This is a genomic window from Acinetobacter sp. ANC_7635 (assembly GCF_056779945.1).
Genome location: NZ_JBWYIS010000001.1, coordinates 254,885 through 275,098, shown reverse-complemented (window position 1 = coordinate 275,098; position 20,214 = coordinate 254,885). Strand labels below are relative to the sequence as shown.

Genomic DNA, 20,214 nt, shown 5'->3' with positions numbered 1-20,214 from the left:
CCACTTTTAAAAGTGGGTTTTTTCTTAACTCACTCGTCGACGATACAAAGGATCATCCAATCCATCAATTTTGATAAAGTTAGGTAAATTTTTTATTCTTTCAATCCAAGCGCGTACATTTGGATAAGGCTCTAGAGAAATATCACCCATAGGTGCTAACGCGACATAGACAAACACTGCGATATCCGCAATAGTTGGTCTATTATTCGCTAACCATTCACGGTCTTTGAGCACACCATCTAAAATAGCCAAAGATTTGTGACCACGTATTTTCGCCTCTTTAAGTGTTTGCTCAGTACTTTCTAATCCCAAACCATTGTATGGACCTTTGAAAGACAATATCGCGCGTGCCGTGAAAACCCCGTATTGAACCCAACTGGCAGCAAAAGCAAGCCAATCTACAATTTTAGCTTGTTCTACTAAATCCTCAGACCACCATGTGTTTTTATCTGAATATTTATCTGCTCAATACACCAAAATTGCGGCAGAATCAGTTCAAACAATATCGCCATCTACTAATGCTGGCACTTCGCCTTTTGGATTAATTTTTAAAAATTTCTCACTATGCTGTTCATCACTGAAATAATCTAGTTCTACAATTTCAAGATCCACTTTCAATAATGCTGCTAACAGACGTACTTTATAACTGTTACCTGATTCGTTGTAAGAATATAATTTCAAACTCATTTTTTAGTCCACCGTTTTAAATACAAAATATAAATATCAGATTTAAATCAGCAACTTAAATAATGTTTAGTTCAAAAAATATCATGAATAACGATATCTTATTTAATGGATTACCACTGAATCTGAAACGAATTATGATGAAAAATTTGTCTTTTTAATGCTCTCTATTTCTAAATAATCTTTGTGAAATTACTCTGAAAATTTTAGAGTAAAAAAAGAGCCTTTCGGCTCTTTCTCGAAACAAACGGAACGAAACCTTACCTGTTAAGGAATCAATCCTTCATCTCGCATCGCAATCTGTACAGACTGACGCTCTGCAACTTTATTGCGTATATGAATAATATTTTTATAAGGACTCAAGTCATGTTCAATATGATTAGACCAATTGGTGAGTACAAATAAGTACGCATCTGCAGGTCCAAAATTATCATCTACCAAATAATCATTATTAGATTCACCAATTGTTTTATCAATGAATGTCAGTAAACGATCAACTTCGGCATACGCTTTTTGTTTAGCATCGTCCGTGAGCGGTGCACCGAAAAACACTGCATAAGCATCGTGTAATTCAGAATTTAGATAACCAAGCCACTCTAATACTTTTGCTCGACCTAATCCAGAAGGGGGGATTAAATCTTGAGCAGGATCATGCTGTGCCAAAAATGGTAAAATTGCGACATTTTCCGTTAAAATTAAGCCAGGATTAATTTCTAGCGCCGGCACATAGCCTTTAGGATTAATTGCGAAGTAATCTTCGCCTTTTTCAGTGGTATGAGTTTTAAGATCAACACGAACCAAATCAAAATCAACATTAATTTCATTTAAAATAATATGCGCTGCGAGTGAACATGCACCTGGCGAATAATACAACTTCATACTTTTTCCTTGTTATCTAACTACTATCATTTTTAAATTGCTTCACGCTTTTTTTCAATAAGAACTGTTTTTTAAATTGCAAGCAAGCGTAAACATCGATGATCTCCTTATGAATATTGTGCAGATTGAATTAATTTTCAAGCTTTTTTCAGCTTTTATTTGTGTGATGTTTTACCATAGCGCTGCTACATCTTTGTGAAAGGCAAATTGTGATTTATTTAAAGAAAGATCAGTGGTTTTCTAACATTCGAACTGACGTACTTGCAGGCTTAGTCGTAGGCTTAGCTTTGATTCCAGAGTCAATCGCATTTTCGGCGATAGCTGGCGTTGATCCTCAGGTAGGTCTGTATGCCTCATTCTGTATAGCTGTTACGATCGCCTTCTTTGGTGGTAGGACTGCTATGATTTCGGCTGCTACAGGTGCGATGGCGCTGCTGATGATCACTCTTGTTAAAGAACACGGATTACAATATTTATTGGCAGCTACGATTCTGACAGGTGTAATTCAAATTATCGCTGGATATCTCAAAGTCGCAAAACTCATGCGTTTTGTTTCCCAGTCAGTGGTCTATGGTTTCTTAAATGCTTTAGCGATTCTCATTTTTATCGCTCAATTTCCAGAAATTGCTCAAATGAATAGCTTAGGCTATATATTTTTAGCGATTGGTTTATTGGTCATTTACGCATTTCCCTATTTACCCAAAATCGGAAAAATCATACCATCGCCATTAGTGTGTATTATTGTACTCAGTGTATTGGCACTTCTACTTGGCGCTGACATGAGAACAGTTAGTGATTTAGGTGCATTCCCAGATACCTTGCCTGTATTTTTAGTTCCTGAAATTCCATTCAATCTCGACACTTTACTTATTATTTTACCGTACTCTCTCACGCTCGCCACAGTTGGTTTGCTTGAGACCATGATGACTACGACTGTGATTGATGAAATGACTGAGTCTGAAGGAGATCGTCATCAAGAATGTCGCGGTCAAGGGATCGCGAACATGGTAAGTGGCTTTATGGGGGGTATGGCTGGATGTGCAATGATCGGTCAATCCATCATCAATGTCAGCTCAGGTGCAAGAACAAGATTATCGACATTAGTGGCTGGTGTTTTTTTGCTATGTCTCGTGGTCTTCTTTAAAGATTGGTTGGCTTATATTCCTATGGCTGCTTTAGTCGCCATTATGATCATGGTCGCGTTCACGACATTTAATTGGGATTCAGTAAAAAATTTCCGCAAACATCCCGTGCAAAGTAATGTTGTCATGCTTACTGTCGTGGTGATTGTTCTTGCAACACATAACCTTGCTCTAGGCGTATTGATTGGTGTAGTTCTGTCAGCCTTATTTCTCATTAATAAACTCGAGAGTGAAGTAAAAGTTCAATCTGAATTAGAAAATCACGTGCGCTACTATACGGTGAAAGGTCAAATATTTTTCAGTAGCGCAGAAATTTTTTATGCATTTTTTGATTTCAAAGAAGATATCAAGCAAGTAGAAATAGATCTCAGCTATGCTCATATTTGGGACATCACTTCTGTCAATATGTTAGCGAATGTCGTGGCTAAATTTGAAGCCCAAGGAATTCAGGTACGTGTGATTGGTCTAAACCAAGCGAGCGTAACATTGATAGAACGTATCTCAAATACTTAAAAAAAGAGCCAAATGGCTCTTTTTTACTGTTAAGTTTTAGGAATGGTTTCTGCGTCTCCAACCAACCAAGGCTAACAGGCTTAATCCTAAAATGGATAGCCAGTTCAACGAACCACCACCTGACTTAGTGTCACGCTGTGGCTGCTCAGCATTTGTTGAGCTATTGAGCTCTAAGTCGACAATCACTGGATCATGATCAGATGATCTAAATGCATGATCAGCATAAAAGAGCGACTTCTGCTCTGTAGTCTTAAATTCTTCGTTATAATCTAGATTAGTTGGCTCATCAGCGTTAATGTGCCATACAAATGCACGCTTAACCGCAGGAAATAGCGAAGCATCAGCTAAAGCATGATCCAAATTACCTGCTCCACCAAATCCAGCTTTGTTACTGTCGACACCAAATACATAGGTATACGCCTGTTCGCCGAGCCCTACAACTTTGTCCGCCAGTACATTCGTATAATTAGCACGCTCTAAAGCCAAGATAGGATCTTCTTTTGCATAACTGTTTAAATCACCAATCAAGAGCGTATTCGGATGACCTGTAATTTGCGTTGGATTCTTTGCAATCCACTGCATGAGTTGTTGTACCGCTTTAACTCGTGTCGCATTCCAACATCCCTGACCATCACCTTGATCCGCATCAGCAGATTGATCATTTGAAGGACAACTTCCTTTAGACTTCAAATGATTCGGAATAACCGTAAAGATTTTACCGCCACTCACTGGTTGAAAACTTTGAGCAAGGGTCACTCGATTTCTTTGTGACTGGTCATCAAACACTGCAGCAGCGTTAACAGGTTTTACACGCTTACTGTTGTAAATAATCGCAACAGCAATCGCATCATCACCTAATCGATTTGAATTTGGCGGAGTGATATATTTCCACTCCGATCCAAGTGCTCGTGTTAAATATGCAATAGCACTATTTTCACCATATCCATTATTCGCAATTTCCATTAAACCAACTACATCAGCATCGATTTCTTTCATTGCACTGACAATTTTGGCATGTTGCTTCTCAAACTCAGCTTTGCTGCTAGCACCTCGCTCAGTTGGAAAACCATTTAAACCATTATCATAGTTCAAAACATTGAAAGCCACGACACGGGTTTGGTTTGAATTTTTCTGAATCATTGGTGGCCGCGGGTTATTCGCTTTAATTTGGATTTGAGTACGACCTTGTACAGGTTGAATACGCCAAGAATTGAATCGATATTCTAGAATACCCTCAACAGCATTTAACTGATCACCTGCACGTAAAGTATTTAAAGCACTAAACTGACTTGGCAATGTAGGCGTTAAATTTTGTGCATTATATCCGTCATCAAGTTCAATTTTGGACAAAAGATTTTTTTGCGCCAATGCCGTTGCTTGTGCTGATTTAGCTGGATAAATATTGGTCGGCATAAACAAACGTCCTAGACTTAGTGACAGTTGTCCGTAGCGACCATAATTGTAATTTTCACTTACCGTTAATGTTTGAGGGATTTTAACCAACATACCTTGATAACGCTTTGGCGCATGCCCTGACGCGTTAGCTAAACTCTCAAATGGTAACTCGATTGATAATGGCGTTATCCAAGCGCTTGCCGCTTGATTACAAGTTAAAATATTTTCGGATAAATTATCAATCTGTAACTGATTTTGATATTCAGTTAATCGACCTTTAAGAACGACTTCTTCTCCGACTTTTCCTCCTTTTATAGGACTTGAAGCAGGAGCATATACAAAAATCGCGTTAGTTAGATCGGGTTTTGCTTTAGCATCAGGGGTTTGGATATAGAAACCTGAGAATCCATTCGCATAACGATAATCCGCAGTAATCACCCCCTTCACAGTATAGTTTTGATTCTTAGCTGCTTGTGAGAGTTCAGCGATAGGTGTATTCGCAGAGTTACAACTTAGAGTCGTCGGAGATGGCTCTATTGGTTCATTTGTACTAATCGCTAAATACTGGTTAAAAGCATTGCGATCCGACCATTTAGCCCACTCTTTTTGAATTTCAAAGGGTGCAGATGGATCTATCGAAACGACATCATGTGTTTTCTTTGTACGTTCAAAGCTTAAACCGGTTGCCCAGTTTTGCTGTATTCCAATCGCACCAAAACGGTCGACAGCCACATTGTTTTTATAGAGAACAATTGCATCATCGCCATTAAATGAAAGGTTAGCAGTTTGCTGAACAGCTTCACCCAATTCAGTTTTTAAATTTGAATGTCCAATTAAAAAGTGCTGCTGAGCTGTTAAAGTTCCTTGCAGCTTAACCGTCAAATTCGCGGTGGTTAGACCATTCGGAAATATTTTTAATTGATACGCGGATAAATCAACAACACCTCCATCTGGATTGTATAGTTCAATACCTTTCTTGTTGTTATTACCATCCACATACTGGCTGATCATGAGTTCAGCATAGGGCGTTGAACTAAATCCGATCAAACATAAAGATAATGTGAGTTTATTGAACACCCATTTATTTAGCGTTATTTTATTCATTTTAAGTCTTATTCATTGTTCATATTATTTTCCAAGCCTAGTGTACAGGCATGACAAGTAGATGAACAATTCATGACATTTTGAAAAAGTTCATGAATAGATCGACAAATCATTGATAGCTACGTAGCGCTTTCAGGTAGAAAAAGGTTTGACTTAGGAGACTCAGGTCTTAAAATACCGCATTCGAATTTTTTCTCATTTGCCAAAGTTATGTCGAACGATCAATTAGACCCGCAAGTTGTAGAATTAGACAACTTGAACGAGCATCGCGAAATTGTCACATTTATGCGCCGTTCATCTCCGTTGAATACTTCTCAACGAACTGCGCTTGAACAATATGGTCACTTAATTTTGGAATATCCTGTTGGTGATTTACGTCAGCAATTTGAGCATCCTGAACGTCCATTGACGGTTGAAATCGGTTTCGGTATGGGGCGCTCTCTTGTACTTATGGCAAAAGCCAATCCTGAACGCAATTATGTCGGCATTGAAGTACATGTTCCTGGCATTGCACAATGTGTATATGAAGCGGGTATGGCTGGTTTGACAAACTTACGTTTACTTGATGCGGATGCAATTCAAGTTTTGCGTGAAATGCCTGATAACAGTATCAATGCAATTCAACTTTATTTCCCCGATCCTTGGCAGAAAAAACGTCACCATAAACGTCGCTTTGTCTCACACGATCGTATGCCTTTAGTTGAAGAAAAACTTGAAATGGGTGGAACATTCCATGCTGCAACCGATTGGGAACCCTATGCAGAATGGATGTTAGATGTATTAGATAACCGCCCTCGTTTAGAAAATATGGCGGGTAAAGGTAACAGTTATCCTCGCCCTGACTGGCGTCCTCAAACTAAGTTTGAACGTCGTGGAATTGAAGAAGGCCATAAAATTAACGACTTCTTATTTAAAAAGATTCAATAATAAAAAAACAGGACTTAAGTCCTGTTTTTTATTCTGATTGTCTTTTATAAATTTGATCACTCACCACACTATACACTTGGCTTAAATCCGTACGTCCAGCCTGCGCCAGCATCTCTTGATGCATATGGATAATGTTTTGATCACCACGCATCGCTGGACCAGTTTGCACCTGTTTTGGGGGATTTAAAGTCGCTTTTTTCGCAGTTTCCAAAATCAATGGGTACAATAAATTAAAATCGACTTTTTGTGCATCTACGAGCTGCTTAGCGACGTCATAGCAGTAGTTGGTAAAGTTGCACGCGAAGACAGCTGCTAAATGCAAACTCAAGCGCTGTGTTGAGTCATATTGATAAACCTTTTGACTCAACTCTTTTGCCATTTGAGTCAAGGATGCTAAATCCTGGTCGCTCATCGCTTCAACAAATATTGGCGTACTCAACCAATCAATTTGACTTTCAAAGCTAAAGGTTTGTAGTGGATAGAACACACCCGCACGTTCATGATATTGCGTGATTTTAGAGATATGGGTACTGCCAGACGTATGTACAATTAAAGCCTGAGGAAGCTGTTTTGCAACTTTTTCAGCAACTTCTTCAATTGCCTTATCACTCACCACCAATAATGCAATATCAACAGTGTCTTCGAGATCTTCAATTGCATTGCATGGTCTAGCTCTTACTAAAGCCGCCAACAAATTGGCTTTAGATTGCTCTCGACTAAACACTTGGACAATCTCATGATGCTGACTCAATACCTGAGCCAAATGATGAGCTACGCGCCCTGCTCCAATCACACTAATACGCATATCGCTTCCACATATATTCTGTATACCTAAGCATGCCGATAAAAAAAGAGCGAATCAATTCGCCCTTTTGCTATATTGTAATGAATTAATTAAACACATTGTTTAGGTACACAATTCTCTCATTGGTCTTTTGAATGAAACATTTAGAATATTGCATCTCAACATTCATTTGATTCATTTCATTGTCCCAATATTGATAATGTTGCTGATAAGTTTCGCGTTCTTTTTCTGGGATACTTTCAATTGACTTTTGAGAGACCACTTTACAGTCCACGTCACGACGTTCGAACCATTCAGTTTGATCGCTCTTTAGCTGCTCTTTTTGTTCGCCGCTCAAATTATCCCAAGTTAAATTAAGTCGCTCGACAGCTCTTGCTTGCTCTTTATCTAAATCAGATTTTCTCAATTGCATAGCTTTGAGTGCCAAGGCCTTTTGTTTTTGTTGAACAGCCTCATACTCTTCGTAAGCTTTTGATTCATTCTGATTTGCTTTACGAAATGCTTCAAATTGAACAGCATATCTCGTCATACTTGCAGCAATATCTAACAATGCATTATCAGGTTGCACACTCAGCATTAAACCTTCTTTATCCGTCTTGGTAATCTCATAATTCAAAGTGCCTGTGAGCTTATCTTGCCCATAACTGATATTGCCATGAACATCATTAATCCAATGTTGGAGCGTATAACTACCTTCGTCATGTTCACATTCGTATTCGCAAGGTTTTTCAAGGTATGCATTTTCAGCACGACGTTGAAGCCCCTTCGGCAGGTGGATAACCAACTGGCTTGAACACGTCAATTTGTTTGTTGCATTTGAAGGATCACTCGTTGTTGTAATCGACTTGAGTTCAAATCTAAGCGATGAATTGATTTGGGAAAGTAATTTTAAATCTGACTCATACTGATCTGTTGCTTTTAAACGACGATCTAAAATGTTGTTATATTCCTGTTGCGCAAAGCGTTCAATTTCTTTGACATTCGTAGGAGAAGTACAACTCCAATCAGCAATTTCTACATTCTGTGAGGTGTCTTTGCTTTTCTTATTCAGATCACAACCTGCAACGAAGATGGTAGAGATAATCAAAGCCAATTTAATCTTATACGTCATTTTTTATACCGCATATTTATAATTTTGACATATTTAATCAAATAAAAAACAACAACTCCATCACATTTTTATTTTTTTAAAATTTGATGCGTAAAAGCTAACGCTCAACAACCCTGTTTAATCAATGCCTAACTTAGAGTGAAAATTTTTTGCTGTAATTCAGATGTTCGACTAATCGCCATATTTGTTTCGCAATTCAATCGAAAAACTTCAGGATTATCGGCGCCTTCACTATTTAATTTACATTCTAAATTACGCTTTTTTGCCCACAGTTCTTGCTCGTATTGTATTTTTTGGCGTGCTTGAAGTGAAGCTCTACTCCATACAGAATTTAGATCTTCATTGGCTTGATCTAATTTAAGTTGTGCTTCAGCAATAAGAATGGATTGATAATCATCTGATGTTTTATTTTGCTGATTTAAAAGTGCTTGTTTCTTTTGACGATCTAACACTAAAGCCGTCAAACGTGATGGTTTTAAATGGGCATCTATTAGAACTTTTTGCATAAAACTGGTGAAATGTAGTGCATTCACCAATTGTACAGTTACTTCATGCTCTGAAATTCGTACACTATAATTTAACTCAGTAGAAATCTGATTGTTCTCAAAGTTTAATTGAGAAAGTGCAGCTGATTCTAAAACATTTGACTCTCGATTTAATGCGCGCGATACATCAGCATCCGTCAGATAATTTGATGGTAGTTCAGCAGTGACTCTTGCTGTACACATCGTCTGATCAGAGGATCTCATTTTCTTTATTTTATCAATGTTTTCAATTTTAAATTGAACTGGTTTCAAACTACGCTGTAAGAGTTGACCATCTATAATAACTTGATCATTTTCTATAATACTTTTGAGTTGAGTCGCTGAGATATTCGCGATGTCTTTATGGATGACTTGTTCGAGTTTTAATTGCACTTCAGGTTGATCACAACGATTAAAAGCATACATGATTGAATACACTTGTTGGCATCCTGACAATGCACCAACCATGCACAATGTGGTCAATGTTTTCATCCGAAGTTTCATGCTACTCCCCCAATCAAACTCAAGCTCTTGATACCAAACCTCATTGGTTTTGTTTTGATTCTTATTAAAGCTCTCAGTTAAATTTTATTAAAAAATAAAGATCTTCATAAAATATACTGAATCATGAATTATTCAATCATCCAAAATAAAAAAGGCCGATATTAATCGACCTTTAAATGATTGAATTCACATTATTTTATGAAAGTACGAATTACCTTACCTTTGACTTTTTGATTAATCAACGGTGTATTTTTACCTTGAGAAATAATAGAAGATTTATCAAGTGTCCATTCCAAATCTGGATCAACCAGCACCCATCCAGCCTGTGCTTTCCATGTCTCAGTCATTTGTGCAACAGCAGCTGGCGCACTCGTTACTTTTTCAACCCACTCTAATGGACTAAATAAACCTTCTTCAATCAATTTGATTCCAAAAGGAACATATGAATCAAAAGCAGTAAAACCTGGCAAAGTCTCTGCAAAAGGTGCCATTTTTGCAGAACTACTGAGTGGTTCATGATGCGTACAAATCGCGTCAATTACTCCAGATTTCACTCCCTGACGAAGTAACTCTTTATCAGACTCTGAACGCAAAGGTGGACGTACATGTGCCAAGGAATTGAATCCATCAATTAAAGATTCCGTAAGATGTAACTGATGCATTGCAACATCACACGTGACTGGCAATCCTTTTTCCTTCGCGATACGTATTAACTCAACCGAAGCACCACAAGACAGTAATCCGAAATGTGCGCGGACTTTTGTCGCCTCTATCATTAATAGATATTTTGCGATCGCGACCGTTTCTGCCAAAGCAGGAATCATTGGTAAACCTTGGCGTGAAGCAATAAAGCCTTCATGCACACAGCCATCTTTCGCAATTTGAGGCTCTTCAGCATAGAATACGACAGTTAAATTCAAACCTGCAGCATATTCAAGCGTACGAAGCACCACATCGTCATTCGCAAAAGGTGCATTTGCATTTGATACAGCAGTACAACCACCCTTTTTTAAACCTGCCATGTTGGCTGGTTGATTTCCTTGAAGCCCTTGTGTTTGTGCACCTATCACTTCAAGGTAAATCCCGCCATCTAACATTGCCTTTTCAACAAGACCATGAATTAAAGCACCATTGTCCTGAACGATAGGTTTTGAATCTGGTGGGGTAAATACATGTAAAATGCCATTTTCACGTGCTGCTTTACCTTCAGATTTCAACGTTCCATGTTGTTGTTGACCTGGCTCTCGTAAACGTGCACACAAATCAACCATCGTTGGCATCAACCATTTGCCTTGCCCATCGATGCTTTCATGCACATCTGAAGTCGCTTCGATGCGTTTTCCATCTTGAATAAAAATAGTTTGTATTTGATCAGTTTGAGCAATTGGATCTAGGACGCGTACATTTTCGACTTTAACAATAGACATGACTGATTCCTTATACCGCAACTGCTTCAATTAAACCTTGTTCTTGTAACTGACCCTGCATCGCCAGCGCGAGAACTGCCATACGCACCGCAATACCATTGGTCACCTGATTCAAAATCACTGATTGAGGACCATCTGCAATACTTGAATCAATCTCAACACCACGATTCATCGGCCCTGGATGCATCACGATACAATCAGGTTTGGCCAAAGCCAAACGCTCTTTGTTCAAACCATACATTTTGTAAAATTCAGCTTGTGAAGATAATGCAGGTGAATCGATACGTTCATTTTGAATACGTAAAGTAATGATGACATCACAATCCTTAATCCCAGCTTCCATATTGTTAAATAGGCGAACACCTTCACCATATTCATCGAAGCCATAAGGAAGTAACGTATTCGGCGCAATCACACGAATATCTTTACAACCTAATGTTTGCAATGCAGCCACATCAGAACGTGCAACTCGTGAATGTTTAATATCCCCAATGATCGCAATGGAAATATCTTCAAATTTTTTATTGGTTTCACGGCGAATCGTAAGCATATCCAACATTGCTTGTGTTGGATGCGCATGACGTCCATCACCCGCGTTGATAATCGCAACAGTTGGACAAACATCCTTCGCAATAAAATGTGCAGCACCCGATGAAGAATGTCGAACAACAAAGATATCGGCCGCCATTGCTTCTAAATTCCACAGTGTATCTCTCAGTGTTTCGCCTTTAGAAGTACTTGAGCGAGCAATATCAATATTGAGCACGTTGGCAGAAAGACGTTTTGCCGCTGCTTCAAATGTCGTTCGTGTACGTGTCGAATTTTCGAAAAACAGATTCATTACCGTTTTGCCTTCAAGCATATTATTGGTAATGAGCTGATTTTGGTCATTAAAAAAGGACTGTGCAGTGTCCAATATTTTTGTAAGAGTTTCTTTTGAAAGGCCTTCGATGGTGAGGAAGTGTTTGAGATTCCCATCTTGGTTGAGTTGAATCTGGCTCGGTGTATGCAATGCAGCGAAGTGCATGAGAGATTCCTTATACGTTAAGTTAACGTATTATACAGAAATTCTTTTCTGACCGCAGTTTAACTTTTAAACATTAGTTTTTTAAAAACTAGAAACCAATTAAATTTCAAAAATATAATTATTCCAAATACAACCACGCTGCCATAATTCACGCTTAATACATATATTTGCAACAATTCGAGACCTTTCCAATAATGGAAGTATATCTCCAACTGCAATTTTTATTGGTACATCAGGTATCAGATATTGCATTCTAGCAACTTGTACATTATTGGTGTCTATTTCAATCACTAGGCACTAACTTGAGTAAATTAATGATTGATTTGTGTCGTTGAATAATAAATCCCACCTTTCGGAATATGGTCCTTTCCTCCTTCTTCTAAAGAAAGCCATTAGATAAATACCGAAAATATTGGTTTAGGTTTCATCCTATTTAGCAATAAGTTTTTAAAAAATTTAATTTTTATAAGTTTACATGATACTTTTTTTCATGATCTTTCAATATCTAAAAATATGGACATTACCCCTTTTTTAAATTTATAGGCGCTGTAGTTTAGATTCAACGAGATTGATAACATGAGTAAATTCAACGCCAATAGAATATTCCATCTTTATCAAAAACAACAGATTCTTTCACTGTCTGTCTCTGCCCATTTTTCCAAACACGTGTCTGTATATCCACCTGAAACTTTCCATCATCACGATTGATCCATGCGATAGGTGTTGTTTCAATTCGATCATAATAATTAGAACGATAAAGACCCAACTTCCCCAAATTCATTCCTTCAACTTGACTAATATCAATTTCTTCTAGTAAATCTTGTCCAAATTGCATATAAATTGTGATTTTGTTCTTTCTATCTTGTTTTTGAGTGTCAATCGCTAAGGTCTTTTCGGCGTTCCATAACGCATGTGTTGAAATTTGTGCGTATATTTGCCCTTGAAAGAGAAAAAACATACTCAATATTAAAGCGATTTTTTTCATATGGTTATTTTTTTGGCATTTTTATTGATTCAATTTAACCATAAAAATGCGCCCAACACATCTGAAGTGAAATAAAGATTAAAATCAATCCCATCCAAATATTAAAAATTCTTGCTCGATTTCCCACATTAAGAAACTGAGCCAATTTTTCCCCTGCATATCCCCAAAGCCATAAAGAGACATAGCAGACCATAAAATAAATCAAAACAAAAAGCGCTAAATAAACACTATTCTCTGAAGCTGAAAATAGAGCTGTACCTGAAACAGCGGCAATCCAAGCTTTTGGATTCAGCCACTGCATTAAAGCACCTTGCGTAAAATTTGGAATTTTCTCTAGATCTTGTTGATCCGTTTGAATTTTCTCGCCTTTAGCACTTAAAATATTCCAGCCAATCCAAACCAATAGAGCCGTTCCTAACAGCGCAATAGCATCCAAAAGAACCGGATACAATAAAATAATCTGATATAAACCAAAGCAAACTGCTGCAAGTAAAGCAGTAAATCCAATGGTAGCACCTGAAATAAAAGCAAAAGTTTTTCGAACACCAAAGTTCATACTGCTACTGAGAATAGTTAAATTAACAGGTCCAGGAGAGATAGACATCGATAATGAAAAAGTAAACATAGAGAAAATTAAAGCCAGCATATTTTTTATCTTTTAGTGTTTTTTTAGTTTTATGGGGCTATATCAACCAGTTTCAATCAATCTTTAAATTTAAATTATTTTTAAAATGGTTGTATCAGCGCATTAAAGCAGTTTTAAAATCAAAAATAAGTTAAAATATGCGATTGCTTTATTTGTCTTTGGGAATGTTCATGAATTCTAAACCTCGTCTTTCTACATATTGGGTTACCTGTGCAGATGGGCTTGAAACCTTACTTCAAGAAGAAATTGAAGGTTTAGGAGTACAAAACGTTGAACGTTTCCCTGGGCGATTGGTTTTCAAAGGTCAATTGGCTGATGCCTACCGCATTTGTATGTGGTCTCGTCTTGCATCACGTGTTTTGACGCCTATTCATACGTTTGAAGTTGAATTTACTCACGATGCACGCGATGTAGCTGAAGAACTCTACGAAGGTGCAAATAGTTTTGACTGGTCGCTTATTTTTGCACCTCAAAGTACATTTGCTGTGCGTTTACATGTTGAACGTGAGATCAAGGTCAATAGCCAATTCGCCACATTACGTGTAAAAGACGGTATCGTAGATTCCTTCATGGAGGCTGTCGGTAAACGTCCAAGCATCGATATCAAACAACCAGAAATTACCATTTATGCTTTGGCTGGTAAGAAAGAACATACTTTTTGTTTAGATTTGTCTGGTGATTCATTGCATAAACGTGGCTATCGCCACTATATGACTGATGCACCCATCAAAGAAAACTTGGCTGCAGCCATCCTTCAACATGCAAAATTAATTGAAAAGAATCCAGATATTGTTCTTGATCCAATGTGTGGTTCAGGAACATTCATTATTGAAGCTTTGATGATGTTAACTGACCGTGCTCCTGGTTTGGTTCGTCGTTTCGGCTTTAATGGCTGGAATGGTCATGATCATGATCTTTGGATGCAAATTAAAGGTGAAGCTGCGGAACGTCACAAAGTTGCCTTAGAAAAACCGCTTCCAAAATTCTATGCCTTTGACGCAGATTGGGAAGCAGTAAAAGCAACCAAAAATAATATCCGCGCTGCAGGATTTGAGGCATTGCTAGATCAAATTCAAATAGAAGAGCGCACCCTTTCTGATTGGCCAGATTTTAAGGCAGAAGGTAAATCTGTGGTCGTTGTCACTAACCCACCTTATGGTGAGCGTCTTGGTGATAAAGGCTCTAGCCGTTCATTCTATCTTGGTCTATCTGGCTTACTTCAAAAGAACTTTGCCAACCAAACTGCCGCAGTTATTGCAGCTCAAATTGAACAAGCAGACGTGTTGGCATTTAGCGAAACTCAAACACTTCGCTTAATGAATGGTAAGCTACCTATTTATATTCGCTCAGGTAAGATTAAGCCGCCTGTTGTGACACAACCTTTCTTAGCCAATTGGCAACCACTTCAATTCGATAAAATTGAAGGTGCTGAAGATTTTACAAATCGCCTGCAAAAGAATATGCAGAATTTGAAAAAATGGGCAGTAAAAGAAAATATCTATTGTTTGCGAATTTATGATGCTGATCTACCAGACTTCAATGTCGCCGTAGATCTATATGGTGACCGATTGCATGTTCAAGAATATGCCCCACCAAAATCAATCGATCCTGAAAAAGCGAAAAAACGTTTTAATCTTGCTTTACAAGCTATCCGTGCTGTCACAGGTTTAGGTCGCGATGCCATTTTTATCAAGACTCGTGCTCGTCAGGAAGGTAAAAACCAATACACAAAACAAAGTACTGCCTCTAAACGCTTTATCGTTCAAGAAGGCAAAGCGAAAATTTTGGTTAACCTCACAGATTATTTGGATACTGGCCTTTTCCTCGACCATCGCCAAATTCGCTTACGCATCGCTGCTGAAGCAAAAGGTAAACATTTCCTTAATCTATACAGTTATACCTCAACTGCAAGTTTACATGCTGCGTTAGGTGGTGCTGCGAGCACGACCAGTGTCGACCTTTCAAATACTTATTTGAACTGGTCTAAAGAAAACTTTGTCTTAAATGGTTTAACGGTTGATCATGCTGACCAACAACACCAGTTCTTTGCCAGCGATTGTTTTGAATGGTTAAAAGAAGGTAATGAACAATATGACTTAATCTTTATCGATCCGCCAACGTTCTCGAACTCTAAAAAATTCCATGGTACGTTTGACGTTCAACGTGATCACTTATCCCTGATTAAACGTGCAATGAATCGTTTAACCACTGGTGGTACGCTGTATTTCTCAAATAACTATCGTGGTTTCGAATTAGACGACGAAATCAAAGCGTTTTATGACATTGAAGAACTCACCCATGAAACAATTGGTCTAGACTTTAAACGTAATACTAAAATTCATCGTTCATGGAAAATTAGACACCTTCAAGCCTAATGACTAGAGAGCTTGACCAATAAAAAAAAGGGCAATTCGTTTGCCCTTTTTTTATTTTTTTAAATTTTTTGAAGGTGAATATTCCTTTGTCACAATAATGGTTGGATCTGTTGAAACATAGACAGTGCGTGGTAGCGTATCATAAGGATAATACGTCAGTGGTTTAATGGTTTTGCTAATCTGCTCTGGATCTGCTTTTTTGCTCAATTCAAAATCAGAAACTGCATTTGAAACCAATTGCTTCTGATTAAACTCTTCTGCTTGAGTCTGAGCCAAATGTTGTTGATTTTGTATTTGTACCTCAGCGCTCTGTGATACTTCTTTTTTTAATTCTTGCACTAAATTTTCATTCAAATTCTGATCAATCACTTGCTGTTCGATGAGTTCAGATTCATCTAATTGCTGTGCAGTTGCCCATTGGAAACCACACATCAGCATGCAAGAAATTAAAATTGACCGTCGAAAAGTAACACTTATGAATTCCATTTTTTATCTCGAGAATTATTATTGTAATTTTATTTATATATTTATTAATTACAGCTAATCAAGTGCGTTCACTCGCATTCCGATGAACGCACCATATTCTTAAATACGACTCACTTCAAAGTAAGAGTATTTAGAACGATCAATCACGTCATAGGGTTTACTTTCATAACTATGAAGCGTGTGAACTGCTTTCATTTTATGTGATGAACACTGCTCTAGAACTTGCTTACGTGGGTCATTCTCAACCACAGTCACACAAAATGATGTTTTACCCTGAGCTTTCACCAATGTATTTACTTTGGTCAGCATAAACTTTAGTACGTCTAACGCACTTGGATCACAGAGGAAACTATGCGTCATGAGATAATCAAAGGATTGCCCTTCTTCGGGAAGCGTTAACTGTCCAGTAATTCGAGCATAAGTGTTATAGACAGGTTTTAACAGTTTTAACGTTGTAGAATAACTCGCCACTTTAGTTTGTTTGAAATCTTTTTGATCCCACAAACCAAATAAACCTACGATTTTATGATCTGAATTGAGCACTAAATGAAAGTCTTCTAATCTCAGCCCATACCAAAAAGGATGATTAGCTTCCAATAACTGTCTAAAGTCATAATCAGGTAAAAAATTATAATGGGAAGCCATTTCTTGTATAAAACCATTGACCGCATCAATCTTATCTATGGTCATTGTTTCAAGGCGAAGTTCAGCAGACTGCTTAAACTTAGGCACCTTAGAAATGGTAAAAGTGGTCATCGAATCAAAGATATAAGGTAAAGCATATCCTTCTCTTTCACGATGCATCATATTACGAGCTACTTTATTATCTTCTAAAATCACACTCTGGAAGATAATTTCACGAGGGAAACATTCAAAAATGTATTCCATAAATACATTAAACGCTTTTTTACCCCGAGCTGTAAGTTTGATTCGTAAATCTGATACATAGCGTAATTGTTCAGTGACGCCATTGATCCAATACGATTTCCAACCGATGTTCATCATGGCAATAATTTGATCAGGCTGATCTTGATGTACGACAACCAAAATTTCAGGCTTATTATATTGTGCATGTGTAGCCCGAAAATAACTCGGTTTCCGCTCAAATGAAATCACCATACCGTTACTCGGCATACTTTCAGAAATCAGCTCAATCAATTGAGGATCATCTTGCTCCGCAGCATAACGTAGATAAAATTCAGGCGAGATTTTTGATCGATATAGTAAATTTTGCTCTGTCATTTTTAAATTCTTAAATAAATTTCATTTTCTTCAACGGTTCTGGCTTGATATTCCCCTCAATCATGCCATTGCGCATTGCGATTGTCTTATATTCATGCCATGCATCTTCCACATGCATCACGCGTGCTTCATCTAATTGCCCTAAATTACGTGCCAACTCATAGTGAAAATTTTGTTTTAGCAATTGATCTAACTGTTGATCGGACGGCTGCCCACTCACACTACCCTCAGAAAGCAAAACATAATAAGGTTTCGATTCGGTCTGTTCTATACCGAGTAAACTAATGGGTAAAAAACCGTTTTGTTTAAATGTATCGATCACACTCAAAGCAACAGATTGATCAATCTTTTCTCCGACCAAATCAACTGTCATCTTTCGACCAAGAAATTTAAAGCACGGAATGCCCTGATAAAAAGAATCAACCAATAATTCATCATCAATAATGTAGCGTTTTAGGCCAGACCCTGTCGTAATAATCGGACTCACGATTTGACCTGGTTTAAGCTGCCAAGCAGGGTAAATTTGCTGAGTATCTAAATCTTGAAACTCATAAAAATGAGCTTGATACATCAAGGGATAATGATCATCTAAAGGTATAGTCACTACGCCTTCAGTGGCCCAAAGCCCTTTACCTTCAAAACTTACACCCTTAATTTTGGTTTTTAAAATTTGTGCCCAGTGCTGTGCGCTTGCGGTATCCCAAGATGAAATTAAAAATAGCTTTGGCCACAATTTTTTCCAACAAGTCGGATCTTCCAAATCTAATCGTTCTAGAATCTGGCTACGTTTTACTGATTTTTTGATTTTTAAAAAATCTAAACTTTGACGACTCCACTGACCAGTCGATAAAACCTCAACGATTTCACTCTTATTTTCTTGGATAATTTCGATCAGTTGCAGTGCAAAAGTTGGGCTCCACACTGAAATCATGCCGAGATTTTCATCTCTGACTAAATACACAGCCGTAGCGAACATCGCATCTTCAGCAGTTTCTGCCAAAGCAATGTCAGCAGGCACGGCCTGCGTAATTTGAGTTAAAATTCGTTTTGAAAAAGAAAGTAAAGCACTATCATCATTTAAATTATGAGTGGTCGTCAGTTGACGCTGGCTTTCAGGCAACCAAGATACAGACCAATAGTGTGTTGTACGTTTTAGTTCAGGATAACGACGATATAAACTCGTGAGCCATAAACCAATCGCCTGATCTATTTCACCTAAAAATTGTTGGGTATATGGAATAAATTTGAGTGCTTCACTTGAACCACTTGTAGGCTGGAATCGGATAATTTTACTTTTGTTAAGTAAATTTACGCCTTGATTACGTGATGCTTCAACTTTCTGCTTCCAATCAGCATAACGTGTTACTGGAAAATGTTGAGCAAACGACTCATATTCCATCTTTGGATCATCACATATAACTTTTAATTTATCACGCTGAACTTTTTCCAATTGATCAGCGTATTGATAAAAGTCTTTAAATGATTTTTTACAGGCCAAATTTAAAACTTGATGAGCTGCAAATATCACAGACATTAGGCCACCTTAGAATCTTGATCTTGATCTTTGGTTTGAGCCGATTTAGATAATTTATCTTTATTCAGTTTCGACTTATTTTTTTTGAGCGATGATTTTTTCACAAACCTTACGGCTGTTTGCAAAATATCAACCCAACGCAGCTCACCAATACACGGTAATTCAGTACCTTGAACCCAAGATGGATTGCATTCCTCAAAAAACTCGATTTTACGATTTTTCTGGCGCATTTCTTCTGTTATTGGGGCCACATCAGGTTTCAGACACTGATAGTTTTCTCCAAAATCAATCAGCTTTGATTCATCATCATAGTATTCTGCAAAATACTCACGACAATATGCTTCAACATAATCTTTTAAATATTCATCTTTATTTTCTGGATTTGGATAATAGTGATAATAATTATTTGCAAGAAGTAAGTAGGTCTTAAAGCCCTTTGAGATCAGCATCCAATAGATCGGTACACCCGTATGACGTAATTTGAAGGTAATTACATAACGGAACATCGCACGTTGTAATGCTCGACTACCCCAATACGCCTCCTCAATAATGGTATCACCACTAAAAAAAGCATGGGCAGTTTTACCGTTCACGGTAAAATTTCGCTCCATTACAGTTGAGAAACCCACTAAAAAATCTTTTTTAGGTTCTCGAATGATAAACACACCAGTCTTTTCCAGAAGGTCTCTTTCAAAAATTTCAAAGACTGTATTTGAATAATAATTACTGTAAATATTGAACATCTTTTCAATATCACGGGGTTTTAAATCTTTTACCTTAACAAACTCACTATAGGGTTCTTTTTTTAATTTTCGGAGTCGTTTTAATTCTAGCATATTGATCCCATTAAGCTAAACAATGAATTCCTTTTGTGAATCAATAAACAAATTAAACATTTATTCAC

General features: G+C 37.5%; 18 protein-coding genes. 3 read left to right on the top strand and 15 right to left on the bottom strand.

Features of this window, described 5'->3' with window-relative positions:
• Window positions 1-24: 24 nt before the first annotated feature.
• The 3 genes from AC1M89_RS01285 to AC1M89_RS01275 form a co-directional block, all read right to left on the bottom strand.
• Window positions 25-339 (bottom strand): glutathione binding-like protein, encoded by a 315-nt coding sequence (locus tag AC1M89_RS01285; protein WP_481613741.1) that lies wholly within the window; start codon window positions 337-339, stop codon window positions 25-27.
• A 156-nt stretch (window positions 340-495) separates the two neighbouring features.
• Window positions 496-687 (bottom strand): glutathione S-transferase N-terminal domain-containing protein, encoded by a 192-nt coding sequence (locus AC1M89_RS01280; RefSeq protein ID WP_481608358.1) that lies wholly within the window; start codon window positions 685-687, stop codon window positions 496-498.
• A gap of 264 nt (window positions 688-951) precedes the next feature.
• Entirely contained in the window at window positions 952-1,563 is a 612-nt protein-coding gene (locus AC1M89_RS01275) for a glutathione binding-like protein (protein WP_092766135.1), read from the bottom strand.
• A 209-nt stretch (window positions 1,564-1,772) separates the two neighbouring features.
• On the opposite strand from AC1M89_RS01275, the gene AC1M89_RS01270 reads away from it, so the two are divergent.
• Entirely contained in the window at window positions 1,773-3,218 is a 1,446-nt protein-coding gene (locus tag AC1M89_RS01270) for a SulP family inorganic anion transporter (protein WP_481608357.1), read from the top strand.
• A 36-nt stretch (window positions 3,219-3,254) separates the two neighbouring features.
• On the opposite strand, the gene AC1M89_RS01265 is transcribed toward AC1M89_RS01270, so the two are convergent.
• Complete coding sequence (locus AC1M89_RS01265; RefSeq protein WP_481608356.1) at window positions 3,255-5,717, bottom strand: ExeM/NucH family extracellular endonuclease; 2,463 nt, start codon at window positions 5,715-5,717, stop codon at window positions 3,255-3,257.
• 210 nt (window positions 5,718-5,927) lie between these two features.
• Here AC1M89_RS01265 and trmB point away from each other — a divergent pair, with 210 nt between their 5' ends.
• Window positions 5,928-6,644 (top strand): tRNA (guanosine(46)-N7)-methyltransferase TrmB, encoded by a 717-nt coding sequence (gene trmB / locus AC1M89_RS01260; RefSeq protein WP_035265903.1) that lies wholly within the window; start codon window positions 5,928-5,930, stop codon window positions 6,642-6,644.
• A gap of 28 nt (window positions 6,645-6,672) precedes the next feature.
• Here the strand turns inward: trmB and AC1M89_RS01255 are convergent, their stop codons facing one another.
• The 7 genes from AC1M89_RS01255 to AC1M89_RS01225 all read right to left on the bottom strand — a co-directional run bounded on the left by AC1M89_RS01255 (window position 6,673) and on the right by AC1M89_RS01225 (window position 13,673).
• The gene (locus tag AC1M89_RS01255) at window positions 6,673-7,449 is read right to left on the bottom strand and encodes a Rossmann-like and DUF2520 domain-containing protein (RefSeq protein ID WP_092766132.1); all 777 of its coding nucleotides are present in this window, start codon (window positions 7,447-7,449) and stop codon (window positions 6,673-6,675) included.
• A gap of 85 nt (window positions 7,450-7,534) precedes the next feature.
• Window positions 7,535-8,560, bottom strand: coding sequence for a lysozyme inhibitor LprI family protein (locus AC1M89_RS01250; protein ID WP_035265899.1), 1,026 nt, complete (start codon window positions 8,558-8,560; stop codon window positions 7,535-7,537).
• Between the two features lie 128 nt (window positions 8,561-8,688).
• Window positions 8,689-9,588: a lysozyme inhibitor LprI family protein gene (locus AC1M89_RS01245; RefSeq protein WP_481589789.1), complete on the bottom strand. Its 900-nt coding sequence runs from the start codon at window positions 9,586-9,588 to the stop codon at window positions 8,689-8,691.
• Window positions 9,589-9,779: 191 nt separating this feature from the next.
• Window positions 9,780-11,015 (bottom strand): dihydroorotase, encoded by a 1,236-nt coding sequence (locus AC1M89_RS01240; RefSeq protein WP_481586674.1) that lies wholly within the window; start codon window positions 11,013-11,015, stop codon window positions 9,780-9,782.
• Between the two features lie 10 nt (window positions 11,016-11,025).
• On the bottom strand, window positions 11,026-12,042 hold the full coding sequence (locus AC1M89_RS01235; RefSeq protein WP_092766128.1) for an aspartate carbamoyltransferase catalytic subunit: 1,017 nt from the start codon (window positions 12,040-12,042) through the stop codon (window positions 11,026-11,028).
• A 586-nt stretch (window positions 12,043-12,628) separates the two neighbouring features.
• On the bottom strand, window positions 12,629-13,027 hold the full coding sequence (locus AC1M89_RS01230; protein WP_481595504.1) for a hypothetical protein: 399 nt from the start codon (window positions 13,025-13,027) through the stop codon (window positions 12,629-12,631).
• Between the two features lie 34 nt (window positions 13,028-13,061).
• Window positions 13,062-13,673 carry a LysE family translocator gene (locus AC1M89_RS01225; protein ID WP_481613740.1) on the bottom strand — a complete coding sequence of 204 codons (612 nt, stop codon included), beginning with the start codon at window positions 13,671-13,673 and terminating at the stop codon, window positions 13,062-13,064.
• Between the two features lie 170 nt (window positions 13,674-13,843).
• Here AC1M89_RS01225 and rlmKL point away from each other — a divergent pair, with 170 nt between their 5' ends.
• Entirely contained in the window at window positions 13,844-16,048 is a 2,205-nt protein-coding gene (rlmKL, locus tag AC1M89_RS01220) for a bifunctional 23S rRNA (guanine(2069)-N(7))-methyltransferase RlmK/23S rRNA (guanine(2445)-N(2))-methyltransferase RlmL (RefSeq protein ID WP_481613739.1), read from the top strand.
• A gap of 51 nt (window positions 16,049-16,099) precedes the next feature.
• Here the strand turns inward: rlmKL and AC1M89_RS01215 are convergent, their stop codons facing one another.
• From AC1M89_RS01215 to AC1M89_RS01200, 4 genes are all read right to left on the bottom strand, one after another.
• On the bottom strand, window positions 16,100-16,534 hold the full coding sequence (locus AC1M89_RS01215) for a hypothetical protein (protein ID WP_481612474.1): 435 nt from the start codon (window positions 16,532-16,534) through the stop codon (window positions 16,100-16,102).
• 99 nt (window positions 16,535-16,633) lie between these two features.
• Window positions 16,634-17,776 (bottom strand): GNAT family N-acetyltransferase, encoded by a 1,143-nt coding sequence (locus tag AC1M89_RS01210; protein ID WP_481595507.1) that lies wholly within the window; start codon window positions 17,774-17,776, stop codon window positions 16,634-16,636.
• A 10-nt stretch (window positions 17,777-17,786) separates the two neighbouring features.
• Window positions 17,787-19,310 (bottom strand): GH3 family acyl-acid amido synthetase, encoded by a 1,524-nt coding sequence (locus AC1M89_RS01205; RefSeq protein ID WP_481609466.1) that lies wholly within the window; start codon window positions 19,308-19,310, stop codon window positions 17,787-17,789.
• Window positions 19,310-20,146 carry a hypothetical protein gene (locus tag AC1M89_RS01200; protein WP_481613738.1) on the bottom strand — a complete coding sequence of 279 codons (837 nt, stop codon included), beginning with the start codon at window positions 20,144-20,146 and terminating at the stop codon, window positions 19,310-19,312. Before AC1M89_RS01200 ends, AC1M89_RS01205 begins: the two co-directional genes overlap by 1 nt.
• Window positions 20,147-20,214 lie beyond the last annotated feature (68 nt).